The 23,251-nt window shown below is 35.6% G+C and carries 30 protein-coding genes; 19 read left to right on the top strand and 11 right to left on the bottom strand.

Annotation, left to right across the window (positions count from 1 at the left end):
• Positions 1–11 precede the first annotated feature (11 nt).
• The 8 genes from ruvX to mtnN all read left to right on the top strand — a co-directional run bounded on the left by ruvX (position 12) and on the right by mtnN (position 5,500).
• The gene (gene ruvX / locus AHA02nite_RS11055; protein ID WP_146817289.1) at positions 12–428 is read left to right on the top strand and encodes a Holliday junction resolvase RuvX; all 417 of its coding nucleotides are present in this window, start codon (positions 12–14) and stop codon (positions 426–428) included.
• A 14-nt stretch (positions 429–442) separates the two neighbouring features.
• On the top strand, positions 443–727 hold the full coding sequence (locus AHA02nite_RS11060; RefSeq protein WP_017185308.1) for a DUF1292 domain-containing protein: 285 nt from the start codon (positions 443–445) through the stop codon (positions 725–727).
• A 173-nt stretch (positions 728–900) separates the two neighbouring features.
• Positions 901–2,028 carry an endolytic transglycosylase MltG gene (gene mltG, locus AHA02nite_RS11065; RefSeq protein ID WP_146817291.1) on the top strand — a complete coding sequence of 376 codons (1,128 nt, stop codon included), beginning with the start codon at positions 901–903 and terminating at the stop codon, positions 2,026–2,028.
• Between the two features lie 111 nt (positions 2,029–2,139).
• Positions 2,140–2,778: an O-methyltransferase gene (locus AHA02nite_RS11070; RefSeq protein ID WP_146817293.1), complete on the top strand. Its 639-nt coding sequence runs from the start codon at positions 2,140–2,142 to the stop codon at positions 2,776–2,778.
• A gap of 31 nt (positions 2,779–2,809) precedes the next feature.
• Complete coding sequence (udk, locus tag AHA02nite_RS11075; RefSeq protein ID WP_146817295.1) at positions 2,810–3,442, top strand: uridine kinase; 633 nt, start codon at positions 2,810–2,812, stop codon at positions 3,440–3,442.
• Between the two features lie 64 nt (positions 3,443–3,506).
• On the top strand, positions 3,507–3,983 hold the full coding sequence (gene greA, locus AHA02nite_RS11080) for a transcription elongation factor GreA (RefSeq protein ID WP_146817297.1): 477 nt from the start codon (positions 3,507–3,509) through the stop codon (positions 3,981–3,983).
• A gap of 98 nt (positions 3,984–4,081) precedes the next feature.
• Positions 4,082–4,789 carry a YrrS family protein gene (locus AHA02nite_RS11085; RefSeq protein ID WP_146817299.1) on the top strand — a complete coding sequence of 236 codons (708 nt, stop codon included), beginning with the start codon at positions 4,082–4,084 and terminating at the stop codon, positions 4,787–4,789.
• 21 nt (positions 4,790–4,810) lie between these two features.
• Positions 4,811–5,500 carry a 5'-methylthioadenosine/S-adenosylhomocysteine nucleosidase gene (gene mtnN, locus AHA02nite_RS11090; RefSeq protein ID WP_146817301.1) on the top strand — a complete coding sequence of 230 codons (690 nt, stop codon included), beginning with the start codon at positions 4,811–4,813 and terminating at the stop codon, positions 5,498–5,500.
• Positions 5,501–5,605: 105 nt separating this feature from the next.
• Here the strand turns inward: mtnN and AHA02nite_RS15165 are convergent, their stop codons facing one another.
• The 9 genes from AHA02nite_RS15165 to sda form a co-directional block, all read right to left on the bottom strand.
• The gene (locus tag AHA02nite_RS15165; RefSeq protein ID WP_170236081.1) at positions 5,606–5,755 is read right to left on the bottom strand and encodes a hypothetical protein; all 150 of its coding nucleotides are present in this window, start codon (positions 5,753–5,755) and stop codon (positions 5,606–5,608) included.
• 72 nt (positions 5,756–5,827) lie between these two features.
• Positions 5,828–6,553, bottom strand: coding sequence for an RNA polymerase sporulation sigma factor SigK (gene sigK, locus AHA02nite_RS11095; RefSeq protein WP_146817467.1), 726 nt, complete (start codon positions 6,551–6,553; stop codon positions 5,828–5,830).
• A gap of 1,009 nt (positions 6,554–7,562) precedes the next feature.
• Positions 7,563–7,895: a monovalent cation/H(+) antiporter subunit G gene (gene mnhG / locus AHA02nite_RS11100; RefSeq protein ID WP_146817303.1), complete on the bottom strand. Its 333-nt coding sequence runs from the start codon at positions 7,893–7,895 to the stop codon at positions 7,563–7,565.
• Positions 7,876–8,181, bottom strand: a complete 306-nt coding sequence (locus tag AHA02nite_RS11105) for a Na(+)/H(+) antiporter subunit F1 (protein ID WP_146817305.1) — start codon at positions 8,179–8,181, stop codon at positions 7,876–7,878. The genes mnhG and AHA02nite_RS11105 overlap by 20 nt, the downstream gene beginning before the upstream one ends.
• The gene (locus tag AHA02nite_RS11110) at positions 8,182–8,658 is read right to left on the bottom strand and encodes a Na+/H+ antiporter subunit E (RefSeq protein WP_146817307.1); all 477 of its coding nucleotides are present in this window, start codon (positions 8,656–8,658) and stop codon (positions 8,182–8,184) included. It abuts the gene before it with no gap.
• A 6-nt stretch (positions 8,659–8,664) separates the two neighbouring features.
• The gene (locus tag AHA02nite_RS11115) at positions 8,665–10,146 is read right to left on the bottom strand and encodes a Na+/H+ antiporter subunit D (RefSeq protein ID WP_146817309.1); all 1,482 of its coding nucleotides are present in this window, start codon (positions 10,144–10,146) and stop codon (positions 8,665–8,667) included.
• The gene (locus tag AHA02nite_RS11120; RefSeq protein WP_146817311.1) at positions 10,139–10,477 is read right to left on the bottom strand and encodes a Na(+)/H(+) antiporter subunit C; all 339 of its coding nucleotides are present in this window, start codon (positions 10,475–10,477) and stop codon (positions 10,139–10,141) included. Before AHA02nite_RS11120 ends, AHA02nite_RS11115 begins: the two co-directional genes overlap by 8 nt.
• Entirely contained in the window at positions 10,478–12,808 is a 2,331-nt protein-coding gene (locus tag AHA02nite_RS11125; RefSeq protein WP_146817313.1) for a Na+/H+ antiporter subunit A, read from the bottom strand. It lies immediately after the preceding gene.
• A 159-nt stretch (positions 12,809–12,967) separates the two neighbouring features.
• Positions 12,968–13,108 (bottom strand): sporulation histidine kinase inhibitor Sda, encoded by a 141-nt coding sequence (sda, locus tag AHA02nite_RS11130; protein WP_017185295.1) that lies wholly within the window; start codon positions 13,106–13,108, stop codon positions 12,968–12,970.
• A gap of 385 nt (positions 13,109–13,493) precedes the next feature.
• On the opposite strand from sda, the gene AHA02nite_RS11135 reads away from it, so the two are divergent.
• From AHA02nite_RS11135 to AHA02nite_RS11170, 8 genes are read left to right on the top strand one after another with little or no spacing between them, the layout of a single operon-like run.
• Positions 13,494–14,009, top strand: coding sequence for a YqeG family HAD IIIA-type phosphatase (locus AHA02nite_RS11135; protein WP_146817315.1), 516 nt, complete (start codon positions 13,494–13,496; stop codon positions 14,007–14,009).
• Between the two features lies 1 nt (position 14,010).
• Entirely contained in the window at positions 14,011–15,117 is a 1,107-nt protein-coding gene (yqeH, locus tag AHA02nite_RS11140; RefSeq protein ID WP_174758193.1) for a ribosome biogenesis GTPase YqeH, read from the top strand.
• Between the two features lie 13 nt (positions 15,118–15,130).
• Positions 15,131–15,937, top strand: coding sequence for a shikimate dehydrogenase (aroE, locus tag AHA02nite_RS11145; protein WP_146817319.1), 807 nt, complete (start codon positions 15,131–15,133; stop codon positions 15,935–15,937).
• A gap of 11 nt (positions 15,938–15,948) precedes the next feature.
• Positions 15,949–16,239, top strand: a complete 291-nt coding sequence (gene yhbY, locus AHA02nite_RS11150) for a ribosome assembly RNA-binding protein YhbY (protein WP_146817321.1) — start codon at positions 15,949–15,951, stop codon at positions 16,237–16,239.
• Between the two features lie 15 nt (positions 16,240–16,254).
• A complete protein-coding gene (locus tag AHA02nite_RS11155; protein ID WP_146817323.1) occupies positions 16,255–16,815 on the top strand; it encodes a nicotinate-nucleotide adenylyltransferase in 561 nt (186 codons plus the stop codon).
• Positions 16,805–17,386: a bis(5'-nucleosyl)-tetraphosphatase (symmetrical) YqeK gene (yqeK, locus tag AHA02nite_RS11160; RefSeq protein WP_146817325.1), complete on the top strand. Its 582-nt coding sequence runs from the start codon at positions 16,805–16,807 to the stop codon at positions 17,384–17,386. The genes AHA02nite_RS11155 and yqeK overlap by 11 nt, the downstream gene beginning before the upstream one ends.
• Positions 17,387–17,389: 3 nt before the next feature.
• The gene (gene rsfS / locus AHA02nite_RS11165) at positions 17,390–17,734 is read left to right on the top strand and encodes a ribosome silencing factor (protein ID WP_146817327.1); all 345 of its coding nucleotides are present in this window, start codon (positions 17,390–17,392) and stop codon (positions 17,732–17,734) included.
• A gap of 9 nt (positions 17,735–17,743) precedes the next feature.
• A complete protein-coding gene (locus AHA02nite_RS11170) occupies positions 17,744–18,478 on the top strand; it encodes a class I SAM-dependent DNA methyltransferase (RefSeq protein WP_146817329.1) in 735 nt (244 codons plus the stop codon).
• A gap of 79 nt (positions 18,479–18,557) precedes the next feature.
• On the opposite strand, the gene comER is transcribed toward AHA02nite_RS11170, so the two are convergent.
• Positions 18,558–19,394, bottom strand: coding sequence for a late competence protein ComER (gene comER, locus AHA02nite_RS11175; RefSeq protein WP_146817331.1), 837 nt, complete (start codon positions 19,392–19,394; stop codon positions 18,558–18,560).
• Between the two features lie 57 nt (positions 19,395–19,451).
• Here comER and AHA02nite_RS11180 point away from each other — a divergent pair, with 57 nt between their 5' ends.
• From AHA02nite_RS11180 to AHA02nite_RS11190, 3 genes are all read left to right on the top strand, one after another.
• A complete protein-coding gene (locus AHA02nite_RS11180) occupies positions 19,452–20,051 on the top strand; it encodes a helix-hairpin-helix domain-containing protein (RefSeq protein WP_146817333.1) in 600 nt (199 codons plus the stop codon).
• 62 nt (positions 20,052–20,113) lie between these two features.
• Complete coding sequence (locus AHA02nite_RS11185; protein ID WP_146817335.1) at positions 20,114–20,683, top strand: ComE operon protein 2; 570 nt, start codon at positions 20,114–20,116, stop codon at positions 20,681–20,683.
• 3 nt (positions 20,684–20,686) lie between these two features.
• Entirely contained in the window at positions 20,687–22,924 is a 2,238-nt protein-coding gene (locus tag AHA02nite_RS11190; RefSeq protein WP_146817337.1) for a DNA internalization-related competence protein ComEC/Rec2, read from the top strand.
• Positions 22,925–22,982: 58 nt separating this feature from the next.
• On the opposite strand, the gene AHA02nite_RS11195 is transcribed toward AHA02nite_RS11190, so the two are convergent.
• The gene (locus tag AHA02nite_RS11195) at positions 22,983–23,117 is read right to left on the bottom strand and encodes a YqzM family protein (protein WP_029425287.1); all 135 of its coding nucleotides are present in this window, start codon (positions 23,115–23,117) and stop codon (positions 22,983–22,985) included.
• Positions 23,118–23,251 lie beyond the last annotated feature (134 nt).

A 23,251-nucleotide genomic window follows, 5' to 3' on the forward strand; every position in this document is an offset into this window, starting at 1 on the left:
GAGGATTTTGCATGAAAATATTGGGCTTAGATGTCGGTGAAAAAACAATTGGTGTTGCAGTATCAGATGCGTTGCATTTTACTGCCCAAGGTATTGAAACAATCCATTGGGATGAATCTGAATTCGCGTCAGTTAAAGATCGCTTTCAACAACTTATTGATGAGTATGAGATCAGTAAAATTGTCGTTGGTCTACCAAAGAATATGAATGGTACAATTGGAGAACGTGGTGAAGCATGTCAGCATTTTGCAGCGTATTTAGAAGAACAATTTTCACTACCTGTTGTCATGTGGGATGAACGTTTAACGACAATGGCAGCTGAACGTGTATTACTAGATGCTGACATGAGTCGTCAAAAGCGAAAAAAAGTAATTGATAAAATGGCGGCGATGATCATATTACAAGGTTATCTCGATTCAAACCGCTAAAAGGAGTGTAACTGATGCAGGAGAAAGAGCGAATTATTATCCCTGATGAGTCAGGAGAAGAACATTTATTTGACGTTTTATTTACATTTGATGTGGATCATACTGAAAGGTCATACTTAGTAGCAGTTCCAGCTGAACAAGCTGAAGAAGAGGAAGTAGAAGTATTCGCTTTCCGCTTTGAAGAAAAAGAAGATGATCCTGATGACCTAACTTTATACCAAATTGAAACGGATGAAGAATGGGAAATGGTCGAAGAAATGTTAGCTACATTCACTGAATCTGATGATGAGTCTAACTAATCAATAGTTTAAAGTTAATTGATATAACGAAACATTAATCGTGTGGTAAAATACGATTAGTGTTTCGTTTTTATTTAAAATAAATAATTTAGTGACAATGATAGAAAAAAAAGTCGTTTTATTTTATACTTTTTATTGGTATAAAAGAAAGGTAAAGAATAGGGGGAAGTATTTTGTCACCTTCCAATGATTATAACAGTATAAAGCAAGAGCGGGCTAAGGAAGCGGGAATCGTTAGAAAAGTCGTTTTAATCGTAATCTTAGTTGCTCTAATTGTATTTGGTATCGCTGGTTATTTTATTTACAATTATGTTAGTGAAGGTTTAAGTCCTGTAGACCCAGAAGATGATGAGCTTGTAGAAGTGGAGATTCCAATGGGGTCAAATGTGGGTGATATCGCAGAGATTTTGGAAGAGAACGACATTATTAATAATGCTACGATCTTTCAAACGTATGTGACGTTTAAAAATGAGTCTGGCTTTCAAGCAGGGGAGTATACTTTATCTAGAAGCCTTGAACTTGATGAAATTATTGAGTCATTAAAAACAGGCCGTATTATGCTTGAGCCACTATTTTCTGTCACTATTCCTGAAGGCTCAAACATTGAACGCATTGCTGAGATTCTAGATAACGAGACATCCATTGAAGAAGATGAGTTCATGGAGTATATGACAGATGAAGAATATATCGAATCTTTAATGGAAGAATATTCAGGGTTATTAACTGAAGATATCTTACATGAAGACGTGAGGTATCCGTTAGAAGGGTACTTATACGCTATTACTTATGATTTCCATGAAGAAGATCCTTCAGTAGAAGAAGTTGTCGATAAAATGCTTCAACAGACTCAGAACAGAGTATACGAATATATCGATGACATGGATGCAAGAGGGATGTCAATTCATGAGGCATTAACTTTAGCTTCAATTATTGAATTAGAGGCTGTTGGTGAGGACGATCGCTTGAAGATTTCTGGTGTTTTCCATAATCGTTTGAATGAAGATCCACCAATGGCGTTACAGACTGACCCAACAGTTCTTTATGCAATGGGTGAACATCACCAACGTGTGTTGTACGAGCATTTGGAATACGAACACCCTTATAATACGTATCAAAATACAGGTTTACCACCTGGTCCGATCTCTAACTTCCATGAAAGCGCATTGAGAGCTTCAGTCAACCCAGAGTATCACGAATATTTATACTTTGTGGCTTCTTATGAAGGTGAAAACTATTTTGCAGAAACATATGAAGAACACCAGCAAAATATAGAAGAACATCGACCTAGAGATGAGGAATAATAAAAATTAAAAGGGAGTGCGTAAAATCATTCGCATTCCCATCTTTTTTTATGGTAAAATATTAAAATTGTATAGGAATGAAATTGTTAAACCCTTGATGGAGGTTTAGAAATGAATAAAACAAAGCAATACGTGCAGTCTTTATATAATGATGAATCTAACCCTCTAATCGCATCGATGGAACAATATGCAATTGAAAATAACGTTCCAATTATGGAGAAAGATGGTATTGAATACTTAAAGCAGTTAATTCGAATACAACAACCTAAAAAGATAATCGAAATTGGTTCTGCCATTGGTTATTCTGCGATTCAAATGGCCAATAGCATACCTGATGTACAAGTGTACACTGTTGAACGTGATGAAATAAGATATGAAATTGCTAAACAGTATATTCAAGAAGCCAATCTTGAAGGCAGAATCCATATTGATTTAGATGATGCATTAAATTGGATCGATCATAGATTTACGACAGAACGCTTTGATTTAGCTTTTATTGATGCTGCTAAAGGTGAGTATATAAATTACGTAGAAAAAATCACGCCACTTTTACCAAAAGGTAGTTTGTTAGTAGTTGACAATGTGCTATTTAAGGGGTATGTTTCAAAAGAGAAACAAGACAACAAACGTTTTGTTAAGATCGGAGAAAAGATTGCATCATTTAATGAGTGGCTATTGAACCATCCACAATATCAAACAACGATCATTGAAACTGGAGATGGAATTGCTATTGCTTTAAAAACTAACTAGATATGACATGTGGGAAGGGAGTACTCATAAATTGAATGATAAGCCGATTATTATTGGTGTAGCAGGTGGGACAGGCTCTGGGAAGACAACTGTTACTCGCACTATTTGTGAACAGTTCGAAAATACATCAATTTTAATGTTAGAACAAGATTCATATTACAAGGATCAATCACATATACCATTTGAAGAACGTTTAAATACAAATTATGACCATCCTTTGGCCTTTGATCATGATCTATTACGTGATCATTTAAAGAGCTTATCGCAACGTCAACCAGTAGAAAAGCCGGTCTATAATTATGAACTTCACACTCGTTCTAATGAAACGATTAAAATTGATCCACAAGAAGTTATAATTTTAGAAGGAATTTTAGTATTAGAAGACGAAAGATTACGTAATATGATGGATATAAAAGTATTTGTGGATACGGATGCTGATATTAGAATTATTAGAAGAATGATGCGTGATATAAAAGAACGTGGCAGAACTATTGAATCTGTTATGGATCAGTATATAAACGTAGTAAGGCCTATGCATTTACAGTTTGTAGAACCCGCCAAGCGTTATGCTGATATTATTATTCCAGAAGGCGGACAAAATCATGTTGCCATTGATCTATTATCAACAAAAGTAAAAAGCATCATTGATCAAAAGCAAATATAGATTCTCATCATATATTTAAGTAATAATTGAAACAGAGAACTGAATTTAAAAGGAGTGTTAAGTCATGGCAGAAGAGAAAAGCTATTATATGACTGAAGAGGGGAAACAAAAGTTAGAAGATGAATTAGAAGAGCTGAAAACCGAAAGGCGCCCAGAAGTAGTAGAGCGTATTAAGGTAGCAAGAAGCTTCGGTGACCTTTCTGAGAACTCTGAGTACGATGCAGCAAAAGATGAACAAGCATTCGTAGAATCACGTATTTCTCAAATAGAAAATATGATTCGTTATGCTGTTATTATTGAGAATGATGAAGATAACAATGAAGTAGTTCAGCTAGGTAAAACGGTTGTTTTTGAAGAATTACCTGATGGGGATGAAGAAGAGTACCAAATCGTTGGTAGTGCAGAAGCTGATCCTTTTGAAGGGCGTATCTCAAACGATTCTCCAATGGCACAAAGCTTACTTGGTAAAAGAGTAGGTGACCAAGCTATGGTGCAAACACCAGGTGGGGAATTTGAAGTGAAAATTAAAGAAGTTAAATAAAACACCAAGTAGTCCTACACAACATTGTGTAGGACTATTTACCAAATAAATGAAATCATATTATTTCATTAGTTGAATTCATTGAGGAGGGGAACCTTGTGGATCATCAATATTCACGATCTGAACGTTACGAGAAACGTCGTAAAAATACGAAAACAATGAATATACTAATATGGGCTTTTATCATATTATTTGTTGTTTTGATTGCTTTCTGGATCTTTGGAGGCGACGATGAAGTAGAAGAGGAACAAACTGAACAAAACACTTCATTAGAAGAGGAAGACGAAGAAGACGAGCATGAAGAAAACGAAGTGACTGAAGATGAAGAGGAGCAATCATCAGAACAAGAAGAATCGACAACTGACGAATCGACAGAAGAAGAAAGTAATGAACAAGAATCTGAAGAAGAGCATGTATATGAATCTGATGAAGATAATGTTGTTCGTGTATTTGAACGTAATTGGGACCCGGTTGGTACTGAACAAGAAGAACCGCATACAACACAATTTAGTGAAGGTACACAAGACCGCGAAGAAATGGAACAAGCGATCATATATGCTACAGGCTTGTCAGAAGATGATATTATCTTTTGGAGATTGGAAAGTGGTGGTGTAGCGAACCAAGTGATAGGTACTGTAACAGATTCAGCTCAACAAGAGATTTATCGTGTTTATTTAGATTGGGTTGAACATGAAGGTTGGCTACCACAAAAAGTAGAAGAGTTATATGAGAATGATCGACACCCTGAATATGGTAATGATGATGAAAACGAAGAAGAAGACACATCAGAAGATGATGAAGAATAATTAAAGGCAGGTTGTACAACGATGAAATACGGTATAATTGGAGCAATGGAAGAAGAGCTAGATTGGTTGAAATCACAAGTTAATATTAATGAAGAACTTGTAGTAGCTAATTGTAAATTTTATGTAGGTGAGTTTGCAGGACAAGAAGTAGTGTTACTTCAATCTGGTATAGGTAAAGTGAATGCGGCTATTTCAACTACTATATTACATGAACGGTTTGCACCAGATTATGTTATTAATACAGGATCCTCAGGTGGTGTAGATCCAGATTTAAATGTAGGTGACATAGTAATTGGAACAGAAACTGTACACCATGATGCAGATGCAACAGGATTTGGTTATCAATATGGTCAAATTCCACAAATGCCTGAAACGTTTCCTTCAAATGGACAACTAGTGAATAAGGCAGAAAAAGTTAAAGAAGTACTACCGAGCGATGTAAAAGTAACAAAAGGGTTAATAGGTACTGGTGACTCGTTTATGTCAGACTTAGACCGTGTTACAAAGGTCAGTGAACGTTTTCCAAGTATTAAAGCACTTGAGATGGAGGCAGTATCAATCGCACAAGTGTGTTATCAGTATGATACCCCGTGTTTAATTATTCGCTCATTATCAGATATTGCAGGTAAAGAATCGGATATCTCATTCAAAGAGTACTTAGATCGTGCAGCTAAAAACAGCGCTTCATTTATTTTAGAAATGTTAAAATAGACAACCTAAAAAGCACAGCTATCTTATCAAACAGTTAGCTGTGCTTTTTTAAGTTTTAAAATGCTCGATTGTTTTGTGACCCATAACTCTAACTCCTAAACAAAGTTAACAATATGCCGTATACCAATAGTAACCACCACATATTAAAAGCAACAGTAGAGAAATGACTAATAATGCATAACCGATGTTTGAGTGGCCGTGATGATGGTGATATAAAGGGTAAGGTGGGTACGATGGTTGACCATAATAATACATATAGTCCCACTCCTTTTGTCGTTCTTACTGATAAGCTATGAAATTAATTTAATTAGTGAGTGGGTTGATGGCCTATTTCGATTGGTTATTTTTCTTTTTTCTCTCTTCTTCTCTGTAAAAGGCGTGAAACATTTTCATTAAAGCTCTTTTTTCAATTCTTGAAACATAACTACGAGATATACTGAGTGATTTAGCAATCTCGCGCTGTGTATACTCCTCTTGATTACCAAGGCCATAACGCTTTGCGATCACTTCTCTTTCACGATCATCTAATAAATGAATGTATTGAAAGATTTGCTCGATCTCAATAGCTGTTTGTATTTTTTCAGTAAGGTCAGGTGAATCAGATTTTAACACATCAATTAAACTAATCTCATTACCTTCTTTATCATGACCGATTGGATCCTGTAACGAAACATCTTTATTACTTTTTTTCGAAGACCTTAGAAACATAAGGATTTCGTTGTCAATACACCTTGCAACATATGTAGCAAGCTTTGTTCCTTTGTCTAAAGAAAAACTTTCTACTCCTTTAATAAGACCAATTGTCCCTATAGATATTAAATCTTCTTGGTCTTCTTTGTTTTGTTCATATTTTTTGGCAATGTGAGCTACTAGCCTTAAATTGTGCTCGATGAGTTTATTTCTGGCATCTAGGTCACCTTCTTGCCATTTTTGTAAATAATACTTTTCATCTTCAGGGGACAAAGGTTGTGGAAATGCATTACCTTTTACATAAGCAATAAATAAATAGGGGTTTTGAAAAATGAGGGCAAGCAACTTCAATAAACTAATCATGTCATCAACTCCAAATCGTGATGGGTTGTTGCCTATAGTTAATTGTATGGCTGATGAGAGCAAATGTGCGTGTACACATAAAATAATTTTAAAAATATTAGTTATTACTGCAATAAGAGACTTTATATGGCTCTGTGCTAAATGTGTGGTGTCCATTGTCACAACAATCATGTTGAGAGATTGATGAATGAACCGTTGGTTTGTGACTCGCTTTCGGCGGACGCTTGCCGTGGGCACGGCTTCAGCTAACTGAGGAAAGAAAAGCACTTTCCTCAGTGGATCTTCAGCTCGTGCTGTTCCCACTGGCGTCGCCGCCTATCGCTCGTCACAGTATGACATTTCTAACAGGTTGAACACAAAATTCAAACAAAAATACACTCATTTGTCTAATTGACCACCAAAGTATCAACACACAAAATATTTTATCAAGAGCGATTTCGATTGATGAGATTAAAAAAGGTGCAGATGGATAAAGGTTACAAACCGTAATTGTCGATGTCGACAACCACTCCTTTATGTATCCAGAAAATAAGGGTATTACAGAAGTGATTAATAATACTATTAATGTATTGAAGTGTACATATCATAAGGCAAAAAATCATTTGAAAGGTTACGTCGAAAGATCTTATGGCTCCAATTGGTGCTACAATCATTCAATAAAGCATCTATAATAGAATAAAGAGCACAAAACTCTTTTTGTGTTAGGTGAGCTGCACTAAGCGGAATCAAAATGCATAGACTCCAGTGGGAACAGCACGTGTCTCGAGACCCCACAGGCCCCGTCTTTTGGGCCGAGGAGGCTCGAGCCGTGCCCACGGAAAGCGAAGCATTTTGATGTAGCGATGAAAAATATATTCATTTAAAGGATAAAAGTGGGTAGTGTAATTCTTTATACTATCACCAAATTGAAATAGAACCCTTTATAATAACTTCTATAAAGAAAAACACCAATTAAAAGGGATAAACCCTTATAATTGGTGTTTCTTTTAATATGAGGCTATTTATAAGCTTATTTCGACTCGTTTTTTAAATGGTCACGCTTCGTTTTTTCCCACAACTCGACACCAGAATTATATGCGGCTCTTGAGATCATGTGTCCACTAATTGGAGCTGTAATTAAAACGAATACAATACCTAACAACAACTTCCCACTTACAATACCTTGGTCAAATAAGAGGTATAAAAATGAACCTAGAAGTACACCAGCTACACCTAAAGTTGCGGCTTTAGTCGCTGCGTGCAATCTTGAATAAACGTCAGGGAATCGTAAAATTCCTAATGAACCAGAAAGGATAAAAAATGTCCCTAACAATAACAATAGACTAATGATTATGTCGATCAATGATAACACCCTTTTCTAAGAATTTCGCTATGGCGATCGTACCAATAAACAATAGAATACCGATTAATAGAACAACATCATTTAATCGATCAGTACCCAAGTTAATTGCCTGTAAGCCAACTAAGGCCATCATATTAATACCAATCGCGTCTAAAGCTACAGCTCGATCAGGGTTTGTAGGGCCCTTAATGGTTCTATAAACTAAGATAAAAATGGATATTGTGACACCAACAAAGCTAATCCATAAGACAACATCTAACATTTGCGCGCCGAATTCGTTAAGCATTTATCGTGTCACCTCCATAATTGCTTTTTCAAATGTTTCTTTAATTTCAGTGATGGACGCTTCCACATCTGGAAGGTCCATCGCATGAATGTAAATTTTCGAGTTATCATCTGCTACTGCAACTGATAACGTTCCTGGAGTTAATGAGATTAAGTTACCTAAAAGCGCAATTTCCCAACTGCTTTTTACTTCTATAGGTAAAGCGAAAATACCAGGTTCGATGTCTAATTTAGGCTTATAAGCTAAGGCTACGATACTTACACTTGATAAGATTAATTCTCGTAAAAAGATCAAGTTTAATTTAACGATTCTATATAAACGAATGACATAAAAGATGTCTGGTACAAATCGTCTTAGGAAAAACAGTAACCCCATACCGATAAATAAACCGATGAAAAATGAGAGCACTGTATACGATTCACTTAAGAACATCCACATAACCGCGATTAATAAGTTAAAAATAATCTGTATGGCCATATCACACTACTCCTTTAAAACAGAACTGATATAATCTGTTCTGTCCATTAGCATATTTGCAATTGATTCAACGTGAGGATATACAGCCTCTGCACCTACTCCTAAGAAAATAGAAATGCTGACTAAGACGACACCAGGGATTGTTAAGTTGCGTACTCGTTTGCGATCATCTGAGATGTTATCCATTAAGTCGCCCCAGAACCCTCGAATGAAAATGCGCATCATTGAGAACAAGATTAGTAAACTTGAAATTAAGGCGATAATAACGAGTAAAAACTCTTCTTGTTCTAAACCACCACGCAACAATAGTATCTTTCCAATAAACCCACTGAATGGTGGTACTCCAGCTAAGATTAATGAGGCAACGAAGAAAATCCACCCAAGTAGTGGGAACTTCTGAATAACCCCGCTCATCTCTCTTAAATCTTTTGTTCCTGCTGCAACTATTAATGCCCCGATTAAGAAGAATAATGCTCCTTTAATCACCATGTCGTGCATTAAATAGTAAACAGATCCAGCAATTGCATCTTCGGTATATAGGCCAATACCCATTAACATGAAACCAACTGCAGGGATAATGTTATATGTGATGATCAGTTTCACATTATTTGTCGATAATGCACCAATGACACCAAATAACATCGTAAACATTGCTAACCAAATGAAAATTTGGTGTGTTACTCCTGTGTCATGTACGAAAATTAAAGTAAACACTCTTAATATTGAGTAAATTCCTACCTTCGTTAATAAAGCACCGAACAATGCTGAAACTACAGCATTAGGTACTACATAAGAATTTGGTAACCAGTAGTATAGAGGGAATATAGCAGCTTTAACAGCGAATACAAAGAATAAAATAATCGCTACTGTTGTTAAGATTCCCGCTTGTTCTACATACTCGACGCGTTCTGCTAATTGAGCAAAGTTAACAGTACCTGTTATTGCATAAATAAATGCAATGGCAGTAACGAACAGCATAGAAGAGAATACGTTAAACAATACATATTTCATCGATTCTCTTAGCTGTACTTTACCATTACCAAGTACGATTAATCCGTACGAAGCAATTAATAACACTTCAAAGAATACGAATAGGTTAAACAAATCACCTGTCATAAATGCACCGGATACACCTGAAATAAGCAAGAAGAAAAACGCATAAAAGTAAAAGCTTTCTTGTTGCTTATCAAGTACTGATGGAGCATAAAAGACAGCCGCAGTACCAATGATGTAAGTTGTCATAACTAAAATCATGGATAGGCCATCACCAACGATTGAGATTCCGAAAGGTGCTTCCCAACCGCCGGATTGAACAACAATTGTACCGTTTGTTAATACATGCCAAGTTAATGCAGCTGTCATAATAGTTAATATGACAGACGTAATTTGAGCAAATTTACGTGATAAATTTAGCTTTTTAGGAAAGAACGCAGCGATAACACTTGCAATAAGTGGTAGGACTATAGGCAAAAATATTAAATTATTCATGATCACTACCTCGCAATTCTTCCATATTATCTGTCTTATTTAACGTATAAGTACGGTATGCTAACACTAATAAGAAACTTGTTACACCAAAGGCAATTACAATTGCTGTAAGGACTAGTGCCTGTGGTAAAGGGTCAGCATATTCCGTCACACCATCTACAACTAATGGAGGGGCACCTCTTTTTAGTTGAGCCATAGTTAAGAAATATAAGTGTGCCCCGTGAGAGACTAACACTGTTCCAACTACAATTCTAAGTAGTTGCTTTTGTAATAGATTGTATATACCAGCACCGAACAAGATCGATGCTAAACCTGTCATAATAATCTCCATTTATTTCGCCCCCTTATCTCGGCGAAGTTTAATCATTGCAATAATCGCTAATGCAGCTCCGAATAATACTGCTACTTCAAATAGAGTATCAATACCACGGAAGTCAACAAGGATTACGTTTACCATATTGTAACCACCTGCTAGAGGGTCGGCATTTTCAATATAGTAATCAGCAATTGAATCAAACGCACGACTGTTATACGCGCTTACACCAATAACCATTAGTAATAGTCCGAAACCAACGGAAATCGCAACGTTAACCCCTTTAGTGAGTAACGGTGTTGTAGATTTCTGTAAGTTCGGTAAGTGGTAGAAACATAACATAAATAATACAACAGTTACTGTTTCTACGATTAATTGTGTAAGTGCTAAGTCTGGTGCTCGGTAGAATACGAAAAGAATCGCTAATCCATAACCAATTACACCGACTATAAGAATAATGGCTATTCTGTTATGAACAAAAATCGTTGCAATTGCAGCAATTGCCATAATAGCTGCTACAATTAGTTCTTTTGTCGTAATTGGTGCAACGTCAGTAACTTCAAAGTTAACACCATTTGTTTGAATTAATACACCTAACGTAATAGCAAAGATCGCAGTTAACGTTAAAACCATGTAAAACCTTAATGAACCTGTCATGTAAGAAGTTGTAACCTTATTTGAACCAGTTTCAATCTTCTCAATTAACCAATCATATACACGGTTGAAGCTTAAACGACCTGGTAAGACAGAATATATGCCTTCCCACTTACTTTTCGTAAGGTAAAGCGTAATACCTAGGACAACGACAGCTACTGACATATAGAAAGCTGGAACTAATCCGTGCCAGAAATAAATGTCTTGATTATTTTCAGCACCAAATACGGCATCAGCAGCATGCGTAATTAACCCTTGATTGAACATCTCAGGGAATAAACCAATCGTAATCACACCAAGTATTAAAATAAATGGTGGAAGAAGCATCATCTTAGGTGCTTCATGTGGTGTTTGTGGTAACTCTTCTTCTTTATATTTACCTGTAAATGTACCGAAGAATAGATACATTGAGTAAACAAATGTAAAGATACTACCAATGACAGCTAAAACAGGTAAAGCAGCTACTAAAGCTTCCATGAATGGACCAGATGCACTGTTAACTAATGTCGCATCAAAGAACATCTCTTTACTGTAGAAACCGTTTAAGAATGGTAATGGAACACCAGCCATTGAGAATGTACCGAAAATCGCTAATGTAAACGAAATCGGCATAAATGTCATAAGGCCACCGAGTTTTCGAATATCTCTAGTACCTGTTTCGTGGTCTACAATACCAGCAACCATAAATAAACTACCTTTAAAGGTTGCGTGGTTTAAGATATGAAACACTGCGGCGAATAAGGCTACGTCTGTTCCAAAACCTAGCATGGCCATAATCATACCTAATTGACTGATTGTTGAATAAGCCAATATTCCTTTTAGGTCTGTTTGTCTTACAGCCATGAAAGAACCCCAAACTAATGTCACGATACCAAATAAACTTAGTAAGAAGAAGAAGTTTGGATCTCCTGCCAAAATTGGTGAAAAACGAGCCATTAAATAAATACCCGCTTTTACCATTGTAGCTGAGTGTAAGTAAGCACTAACTGGTGTTGGTGCTTCCATCGCATCTGGTAACCAAATGTGAAACGGAAATTGTGCAGATTTGGTAAATGCACCAAGTAATAAGAACGCTAAAATAAAAGGAAAATAATGGCTGTCTACAATGACATCTGCTTGTGCAACCATTTCACGAATACTAGTAGTTCCGGTAACAATAGTTAGAAGGATAATACCTGCAAGTAAACTGAAACCACCGAGTACTGTGATTAACATTGATTTTAATGCACCATATCGTGAACGTTCACGATAATGCCAGTAACCAATTAGTAAAAATGACGAAATTGATGTAAACTCCCAAAACGCATATAAAGCAAACACGTTATCTGATAGTACTACACCTAACATAGCGGTCATGAAAATATAAAGATAAGTATAAAAATGACCTAGTTGTTCCTTATGATTTAAGTAATAAATTGAATAGAGAACAACTAAAGTTCCAATACCGCTAATTAATAAGGCAAATAATAAACTTAACCCATCTAAATGAAAAGATAATGAAATATCGAGAGATGGAATCCATTGTACTGATTGTACTTGTGGTTCGAAGTTAGGACCTACGAACTGTAAAAAGTACAAGAAGATCAGAAATGGTACAGGCAGTATAAGCCAACCTGTATGTACTTTTTCCTTCCATCGACTTAAGAAAGGGATAAGTACCGCAAATAATAATGGGGCAAAAACTGCATAGATCATACTTGTTTCATCCTTTCGAAAAATCTAAGCCGCAATAAATACAGTAACATTATAACGATATTTTATGTTCTTTGAAAAGAAAAACTCTGTGAACATTAAATAAAAAAAAGTGACACTCACGGTGAGTGCCACAGACTTATATATAGGAAGAAACTCTAACTAGGATGATTCTTTAAGGTGATCAATTAATTTTCGTTTTTTTAATTCTTTTTCGATTAGCTGAATGAAATCATGATTTAAGTTGAGATTTTTCGCCTTGTAATATGAATCAATTAATAACTGATCAGATAAGGTTTCCATAAGTCTTAAGCCGTAATGGCTTGCACCTCCCGCACGCTCACTTTAAAACTGTATTTATAATACCACTCTTTTTTCCTAGTCTCAAACTCACATGTATGTGTGTAACCTGTGTATAAATTGTTGATATATTAGGGGGTAAAGCTCATGAAAGTTGTCTTTACGCTGTGGGTAATGTGCGTAAAGTTATCCACAGGTGTGAAAAATGATGGTATTTGTCGAACGAAAATGAAAAAATACATGAATTGAATTGTATTTCGACGCATATTTATAATATTTTACACAGACATACATAAAAGGTTTGCAGTTCTATAGAATTTCTTTGAAAGATGGCGTCTGATTGTTTATGATGTAGAATAGTGAGAGTATAAAATTAGAGGTGAATTCGTTGTTAAAGAAATTTCTGCCAAATGAGCATGTCGAAACAGTTTTAGAAATTACACCGATTTATTTGAAAGATAAAGGCATTAAAGGTGTCATTACTGATTTAGACAATACTTTAGTAGCCTGGGATCAGCCTGAGGCAACCCCTGAAATCAAAGAATGGTTCGAAACATTAGAACAAGAGGGCATTCATGTAACAATTATGTCGAATAATAGTGAAGATCGAGTAGCTAAGTTTAGTGAACCGTTAGACATTACGTTTATTTCAAAAGCAAGAAAACCTTTAGGTAAAGCCTTTCAGAAAGCGCAAGAGGAAATGGGTCTAAGAGATGATGAAATCGCTGTTGTTGGAGATCAATTGTTAACCGATGTATTAGGTGGAAATCGTTCTGGGCTTAATACAATATTAGTTGTTCCAGTTGTTCAAACAGATGGTTTTTTCACTCGTTTCAACAGGATGGTAGAAAGAAGAATATTTAACTACTTTAGAAAAAAAGGTATGCTTCATTGGGAGGATTAAGATGGAACAAATATATTGCCACGGATGTGGTGTTCAAATTCAAACACATAGTGAGAAAGAACTCGGGTATGCCCCACTTTCAGCATTAGAGCGTGAAGATGTCATTTGTAAACGTTGCTTTCGTTTAAAAAACTATAATGAAGTACAAGACGTAGACTTGACCGATGATGACTTTTTATCCATGTTACATGAAATTGGAGATCGAAATGGATTAGTCGTTAATATTGTTGATTTATTCGATGTTCATGGAAGCTTTGTACGAGGGTTAAATAGATTAGTTGGCGATAATGAAGTTGTACTAGTCGGCAATAAGGTAGACTTATTACCTAAGTCTATAAACCATAATAAAGTGAAAAATTGGATGAAGCGTGTTGCTAAAGAATTCGGGTTGAAAGTTAAAGAAGTGTACTTAGTGAGTTCTGTAAAAGGAATTAACATGGAAGAGACAGCCTTTGAGTTAGAGAAAATTAGGAAAGGGAAAGATATATTTGTTGTAGGGTGTACGAATGTAGGAAAATCCACATTTATTAATTACCTAATTAATCGTTCTATTGAACAAGAACAAGTTATTACAACATCATATTTTCCTGGAACAACTTTAGGGTTTATTGATATACCGCTAGATGATCAAGCTTCAATGATTGACACGCCAGGTATTATAAACGATCATCAAATGGCACATTATTTATCAAAGAAAGATTTAAAAACCGTAACACCTAAAAAAGAAGTGAAACCAAAAGTATTCCAACTTGAGGCAGAGCAAACGCTCTTTATCGGAGGGCTGGCTCGGTTAGACATTGATAAAGTTGATGAGCAAAAAGGTTTTATTTGTTATTTCTCAAATGATATTAATATTCATAGAACTAAGATCGATAAAGCTGATTTACTTTATGACCAACACCTTGGTGAATTATTATCACCACCAACTGAAGAAACAATTGAAACGTGGCCTGAGTTAGAAGCAAAAACGTTTCAAATCAATAGCGAGAAAAAGCAAGATATAGTGTTTTCGGGATTAGGTTGGATTACAGTACCTAATGGTCAAACAACAGTTAAAGCTTATGTTCCTAAAGGCGTTCGAGTGTTAGTGCGAGATGCCATTATTTAGAAGGAGAATGTGAATGTTTCGCTTAGGCTTAATCGGCAATCCAGTTAGTCAATCTAAATCACCACATATTCACCATAAGCTGTTACAAGAAAATAATTTAAAAGGTCATTATCAATTAATTCATACTGAAGCTGACAATTTAGGGGAAAATATAGAGTGGTTGAAGGGTCAAGGTTTTACTGGATTTAACGTCACAGTGCCATATAAAGAGAAAGTGATTGAATACCTCGATTTCCTAGAAGATTCTGCGAGAGTTATGGGTTCAGTTAATACGGTCAAAATCGACCAAGGAAAACTAATTGGTTACAATACAGACGGAAAAGGTTATATAAGATCATTAATAACTTTGTCACCTAATTTTCTTAAAGATGCTGAAACTAAAAGTGTTCTAATACTAGGCGCTGGGGGTGCTGCTAAGGGCATTGCTCATCAGTTATTGCAGTCACCATTCAAACAGGTTAATATTGCTAACCGTAGCTTAAAACGTGCGCAATCTTTAGTTAACCAACTAGGGGCTTCACATTTTTTAACACTGACCGAGGCAACAGAAGAGCTTGCACAGTATGATTTAATTATTAACACAACAAGTGTAGGCATGAGCCCTCATGAAAGTGAGCAAGTGATTCCATTAAATGGCGTAAAACCAGGTACAATAATAAGTGATATTGTTTATAAACCTAAGTGGACGTCGTTTTTAATTGAAGCCAAACAGAGGAACTGTCAATTACTTTTTGGTGAATCTATGTTATATTATCAAGCGGTAAAGGCGTTTGAAATATGGACAAACCCTAAATACAACCTTAATCAATTACGAGGCTAGGAGGAACCCTTTTGTTAACAGGTAAACAGAAACGTTATTTAAGAAAAGAAGCACACCATTTGAGCCCAGTTTTCCAAGTTGGAAAAAGCGGCATCAATAAAAATATGTTGGATCAAATAGATGAAACGTTAGAAAAGAGAGAACTAATTAAAGTTAGTGTCTTACAAAATAACTTTGAAGATAAACATGATTTAGCTGATCAAATTGCTAAAGGTACTGACGCTCTTGTTGTACAAATTATCGGTAACATTATTGTGTTATACCGTGAATCGGTGGAAAAAAATCAAATCGAGTTACCTTAAAGGAAGGTATTTACAATGAAGCGAATAGGTTTATTCGGCGGAACATTCGACCCACCTCATGTTGGTCATTTAACAATATGTAAAACGGTCTTAAGTAGCTTGAGTTTAGATGAAGTTTGGTTAATCCCAACTTATCAACCACCACATAAACAACAACCTGAAGCTTCATTTGAACACCGTAACAACATGTTGCAATACTTAATTAGTCACGAACCCCAATTGAAAATTTCCACAGTTGAGAGTGAACGTAGAGGTCGGTCGTACACTATTGATACAGTCAAAATATTGAAAGAACGAGAAGTAAATAGTCAGTTCTTTTTTATAATTGGTGGTGACATGGTAGAGTATTTACCAAAGTGGTATGCCATTGATGAACTGAAAACGATGATTCAATTTGTTGGAGTTACCCGACCTGGTTCGGATTTTGTTGACCAATCAGTATTAAAAGTTAACATGGAGGAAATAGATGTTTCATCCACAGTCATTCGTGAGCAAATCGAACGACATGAGCACCCTGAAGGTTTGCCGATTAAGGTGTACGATTATATAAAGGAGCATGGCTTATATGGAAGTTGATTATGCATTACAAAAATCGAAAGCGGTACTACCGACTAAGAGATATGAGCATGTTGAAAGAGTCACTGAAACGGCATTAAATCTTGCCGATCAATATCAAGCAGATCGTTATACGGTTGGTATTGCAGCAGCTTTACATGATTATGCTAAGCACATGGACAAGTCATTACTAGAACATTGGATTAAAACATCTGTTGACATCCCTAAAGATTTAATTCATTATCACCATGAACTATGGCATGGCCCAGTTGGTGCAAAAATGATTCAACATTGGTTTATGATTGAAAACAAAGATATTTTAAATGCAGTCAGGTCACATACTACAGGTAGAGCTGGAATGGGGTTAGTTGAAAAGATTGTCTTTTTAGCTGATTATATTGAACCTGGGCGACAATTTGATGCTGTATTTGAAGCACGAAACCTAGCCGAACAAGATTTAGATCGTGCTTGTCAATATGCATTGAAACAATCAATTTTATTTTTAATTGATAAAAAACAACCTATCTACCCTGATACGTTTCAAGCATATAATGAATTAACGCAATTAATAAAAAAAGATGGAGGTAACTAATACATGAATAGTCATGAGTTATTACAATTAGCAGCTAAAGCGTGTGATGACAAACGTGCAGAAGAGTTAGTTGCTTTAGATATGCGAGAGTTATCCTTAATAGCTGATTACTTTCTAATTTGTCATGGTACAAACGAGCGACAAGTAGATGCTATTAGTAAAGGAATTAAAGATGCGGTTGAAGAACAAGGTATAGAAGTTAAGAAGATTGAAGGGAAAGACGAGGCACGTTGGGTTTTAGTTGATTTAGACGATGTCGTTGTCCACATTTTCCATAAAGAAGAACGTAGCTATTATAACTTAGAAAAACTATGGGGCGATGCTGATCAAGTTGCTCTAACAGTCTAGAGGTCCTTTATGTATAAAGAAATGGCGCAAGTATATGATGAGTTAATGAATGATGCACCTTATGGTCAGTGGATTGATTTCACTAAACAGGCAGTTAAACATTATTCAAAACAAACTCCAAGCGGTTTGTTAGATGTCGGTTGTGGTACGGGAGAATTGTCACTTCAACTTGCACAACAAGGCTATGAAGTGACAGCTTTTGATCAATCGCAACAAATGATTGATCATGCAATGGCTAAAATGGAAAGTGAGCATGAAATACATTTCCTAAAAGCCGATGCAACTGAATTTCAACTAAATAAAGCTTTTGATCTTATTGTTAGTTATTGTGATGTCATCAATTATTTAACAGATGAAAATAGCTTAACAAAGGCCTTTAATCAGATATACGAACATTTAACAGATAGTGGTCTGTTCATTTTTGACATTCATGGTCAAGGTTACATCGATTTCTTGTTAAATTCAGAAATGTTCTCTGAAGTAAGGGAAGACATTAGTTACGTTTGGTTTTGTGAGGAAACGGAACGCTCACATGAAGTTGTTCACGACTTAACATTTTTTGTACAAACTGAACACGAATTGTACAAACGTTTTGATGAAACGCATAAACAGCGAACATTTCCAGTTGATCAATACAAACAGCTTCTTAGCTCGATCGGTTTTCAAGAAGTTACCGTTTGTTCAGATTTTAGCCTAGAATATAGAGAAGATGCAGATAGAATATTTTTTATTTGCCAAAAATAAAAAAGCAGCCAAAACTTGAAAGTCAGCCTTTCACATTTTGGTTGCTTTTTTTAAGTTTTTAATTAAAATAAATAGTATACTAATTTTTAGTCGTTAATTGATTGACCAATTCATTAGCATGGTCTTGCTCATTGTAGAACTTTTCATGGGTAGCTTTAAATACTTCGTTTAAACCATTTGGAACACAAAGTTCTAAAGCTTTCATTCCTTCTCCAGTAATACCACCTTTTACCATAACTTTCTCTTTTAAAGAATTTAAGTCATAGATTTTTTCATCTAACAGTTTGCCATAACCAATCATCATTGTCTCGACGAGTTGAGTTGCTGTTTCCTCATCTACACCAGTTTCTTCTTGTGCTGCTTTAATCATCGATTGTAATAAGTAACTTATAAAAGCAGGGCCACACGAAACTAAATCAGAGGCCACTCTAACGTGTTGGTCATCAATTTCAAGAGGAGAAGAGAACAGTTTACAAGTTTGTGTTAGCATTTGTTTCATTTCTTCTGTAATTGTTGAACCAAAGGTAAGAAGAGTTGTGCCTTGCAAGACACGATTTGTAATACTCGGGATCATTCTTGCGGTTTGACATCCTAATAGTTGCTCTAAATGATTAACAGATACTGAACTCGTAATCGATACCACTAGTTGTTCTTCATTCAACTGTCCGTTAAGACGATGAGCAATTGAGACGATTTCTTTCGGTTTTGTACATAAGAAAATAACATCACACGTATCGGCAATCGCATCTACTGTCTGTAGAACATGAATACCTGGATAATCTTCTTTAAGTTGATAAGCTTTCAAAAACGTGCGGTTATTGACATAAATATTCCGTTCATCTACTGCATTACTTTGTATTAATGCATTCATAATAACTGTTCCCATGTTTCCTGTTCCGATAATTCCCCAATTCATAAGGATCCTCCCTTAAAAACGAACTTACCCTCATTTATATGAAAGAAGGTTAAAAACATGTTAATTCCTAAAAAGTGGTTAGTAGTAGTTATTATTATTTTTATGATTGTGTTTTACTTTATATTACACAGTGATGAAGAACTTGCTATTGAGCATGGAGATCAAATTAACTCTGATCCACTGCTCGAAGATAAAAATGAACTTGAGGAAAGTGAAGGAGTAGAAGTAGAGGAGGAGAAATGGGCTGTTGATGTAAAGGGTGAAATCGAAAGGCCAGGTGTTTATAATGTTGAACGAGGCAAAAGAGTAGTTGATGTAGTTGAGCTCGCTGGTGGTTTTACAAAAGAGGCTGATTCCAAGTTTGTCAACTTAGCGGAGTTGGTCTATGATGAAATGGTAATCTATGTTCCTAATAGAGAGGAAGAAGCTTTAAACAGTGCTGTTTCTCAGGTGAATAATGATTCAAGAGTTCGAGTGAATACTGCCACTGTAGAAGAGCTGATGACTTTGCCAGGTATAGGAGAACAAAGAGCGCAAACGATTATAGATTACCGAGAAGAACATGGCTCATTTACATCTGTTGAAGACTTACTCAATATAAGTGGGATTGGTGAAAAGACGTTAGAGAACTTTAAAGAAGACATTATAGTTCCTTAATTGAGCTATATATTTACTATGTTGTAACAACCAATTAAAATGACTACAAGGAGGTTTGACATATGGAGAGAATTTCTTGGGACCAGTATTTCATGTCGCAAAGTACCTTATTAGCATTAAGGAGCACATGCGAAAGACTAGCTGTTGGTGCGACCATTGTTAGAGACAAACGAGTAATTGCAGGTGGGTACAACGGTAGTCCATCTGGTAGTGTTCACTGTATTGATGAAGGGTGTAAAGTAGTTGATGGACACTGTGTTAGAACAATACACGCGGAAGTGAATGCTATTTTGCAATGTGCTAAGTTTGGTGTAGAAACGGAAGGAGCAGAAATGTATGTTACTCATTTTCCGTGTTTAAATTGTTGTAAAACCATTATCCAAAGTGGAATTCAGAAAATCTTTTATGCACATGATTACAAAAATAATCCTTATGCGATTGAACTGTTGAATGAAGCTGGTGTACAGTTTGAAAAAGTCGAACTAGATTATTTACATATCGACACAAATACGAAAGACAAGCTTTATTTTATAGCATCTCTAATTGAGAAGTTAGAAACAAACGGGGTAGATGAGGAAGAAATTAAAGAACTAAAGTTGAAAGCGAATCAATTATTTACATTTGCTGATTAAGCTATGCGCGGAAAGCTGTATATACTTGTATTCTTCTACTTAATTGGATATTTGCCAACAATGATTGGTTTGGTCATGTTTGTTTTATGTATATATTTGTTTTTTTCATATTTAAAACATCAACAATTGTTGTTGGCTTTATCAATCTTCCTCTATATCATTTCCACGTTACATTCCCCGAAAATTGACGATTTATTTATGACCCAATCAGAACAACATTATGAAGGTGAAGTTCGTGTGGTTTCCGACATTAATGTTACGGATTATTATACTCAATATACATTAGAACTTGAAAATGAATATAGGGTTCAAGTTCGTTTAAATGATTCATCTCATCTTTTGAAATACGGATCAATTTGTAATTTCCAAGGGCAAATTACACCACCGCAGCCAGCTACAAACCCAGGACAATTTGATTATAGTGAATTTTTAAAGAAGCAAGGTGTAATCGGTCTTTCTTACGACCCCAAAATATCTGATTGTCATTCAGCCTCAATATGGTCACACCTTTTCTCTGTAAGACATTTTTTAGTTGAGCAATTAGAAAGTCAATATACAGATCAGACAAATGCTTGGTTAAAAGCACTAATATTTGGGGATCGTTCTTATATTTCAAGTGAAGTTTTAGATGCATTTCAATTTTGGAATATATCCCATTTACTAGCAATATCAGGTTTACATGTTGGTTTCTTCATTGCGTTTTTATATGTGATATTGCACTATGTATTTAAACTGCCAAATGAGTATATAAAGTGGCTTATAATAGCAATACTCCCGTTTTATATTGTCATAGCAGGTGCTAATCCTCCTGTTTTAAGAGCTGGGTTCATGGCTCTAATAATATTATTGGCTTCAATGTTCCATAAAAAGTTGGATACTACAGATGTTATTTCCATAGTCCTAATATTGATTTTATGGTTTGACCCATACTTGGTGTACCAGCTTGCCTTCCAGTTTTCATTCATCGTTACATTATCCTTAGTTTTGTCTAAGAACTTCTTAAAACAAGACCATTGGTTGTTAATCTCATTGAAAGTTAGCTTAATTAGTCAGTTGGCTATTTTACCGATTCAATTTAATCATTTCTACTTCACAAATGTATTATCTTTTCTAGCCAATTTAATATTTGTACCTTACTACACCTTTTTTGCTATTCCAGTAAGTTTACTGTTAGTCGTAGCGGTTGTGCTTCCTCGTAATGTGGCAAATTTAATTGAAACGCTATACTTGAATGTGCAAGAAGCTGTCCATGCAATGGTTGTGCGGTTTGGTGAACCTCAATTGGCGATATGGGTAGTTGGAGAAGTGAGCTTAATAACAGTTATTGCGTTTTATTTGTTATTACTCTTAATGATGCGGGCTTGGAGCTTAAACCAATTAAAAAAAGCCGCCTTATTCGGCAGTTTGGCCATAAGTGTATTCTTTATAGAGCAATACGCGCCCTTTTTTGACTCAACTTACAAAATAACCATGCTTGATGTCGGCCAAGCAGAAGCAATTGTAGTTGAACTTCCAAACAGGCGTGGAGTATTCATAGTAGACGTTGGTGAAGAAGTGATTTATCCGTTTGATGGCGATCATGATCGTAACTATACAAGTATAATAAAACCTTACTTATGGTCTAATGGAATTCGTCAAATTGATGCGTTATTTATTAGCCATTTTGACTTTGACCACGTAGCGTCTGCTCAATTACTAATCGATGAGTTTAGCCCGACCTATATATTCTCTCACCCGTTTATAGAGGAACAAGATTATTTAGATGATGAAAGTATGGAGCAATTAATACCAATTTATGAAGGAGTCAATCTTGAGTTAGCAGGTGCAAAACTGTTCGTACTGGCACCCGAAAAGTCCAACGAATTTCTTTCAAAAAGTGAAAATGAACGTTCTAATGTGCTTATTTTACAATATGACGGTCATCAAACGTTATTTACTGGTGATACTTATGAATCAGTAGAGCTCGATGTTGCTCGTAAATATAACTTAAGTGAAGTGGACTTACTAAAAGTGGCCCATCATGGAAGTGATACTTCGTCAAATGAGAAGTTTTTAAATGCTGTAGGTGCAGAAGTTGCGATCATTTCAGCTGGACGAAATAATCGGTACAACCATCCAACACCTTTAGTTTATGAGCGGTTGTTATCAGAAGGTTATGAAGTTTATAGAACTGATAAGCACGGAGCTATTACGATTGAAATTGATGGTGGACAAGGTACGATAAAGCCGTTTATGCCATAGTATAAAATAGAAAAAGGGACTAAAAATTAGCCCCTTTCTAGATGACACGATCATTCAATTAGTTAGCAAACAGTGTGAAAATCGTACCAATTGCAAAGATTGTAAAGAAGAAAATGAACGAGAAGCCAAAACCTTTAATGGAATCAACTACATCATTGTTTTTGGACTGTACATCCTGTTCGAATTCGTTCACAACCATCCCTCCTAAATCACTATCAGTATAAGCGATTCAATCAAAAAAATCTATATTTTTTGATGAATGTCAAAAAGTTGTGGAAAACCACGATTACGTTAATTGTAAAGACTTAACAGCCATAAACAACTCGT

The organism is Alkalibacillus haloalkaliphilus (assembly GCF_007991275.1).
Lineage (GTDB): Bacteria > Bacillota > Bacilli > Bacillales > Alkalibacillaceae > Alkalibacillus > Alkalibacillus haloalkaliphilus.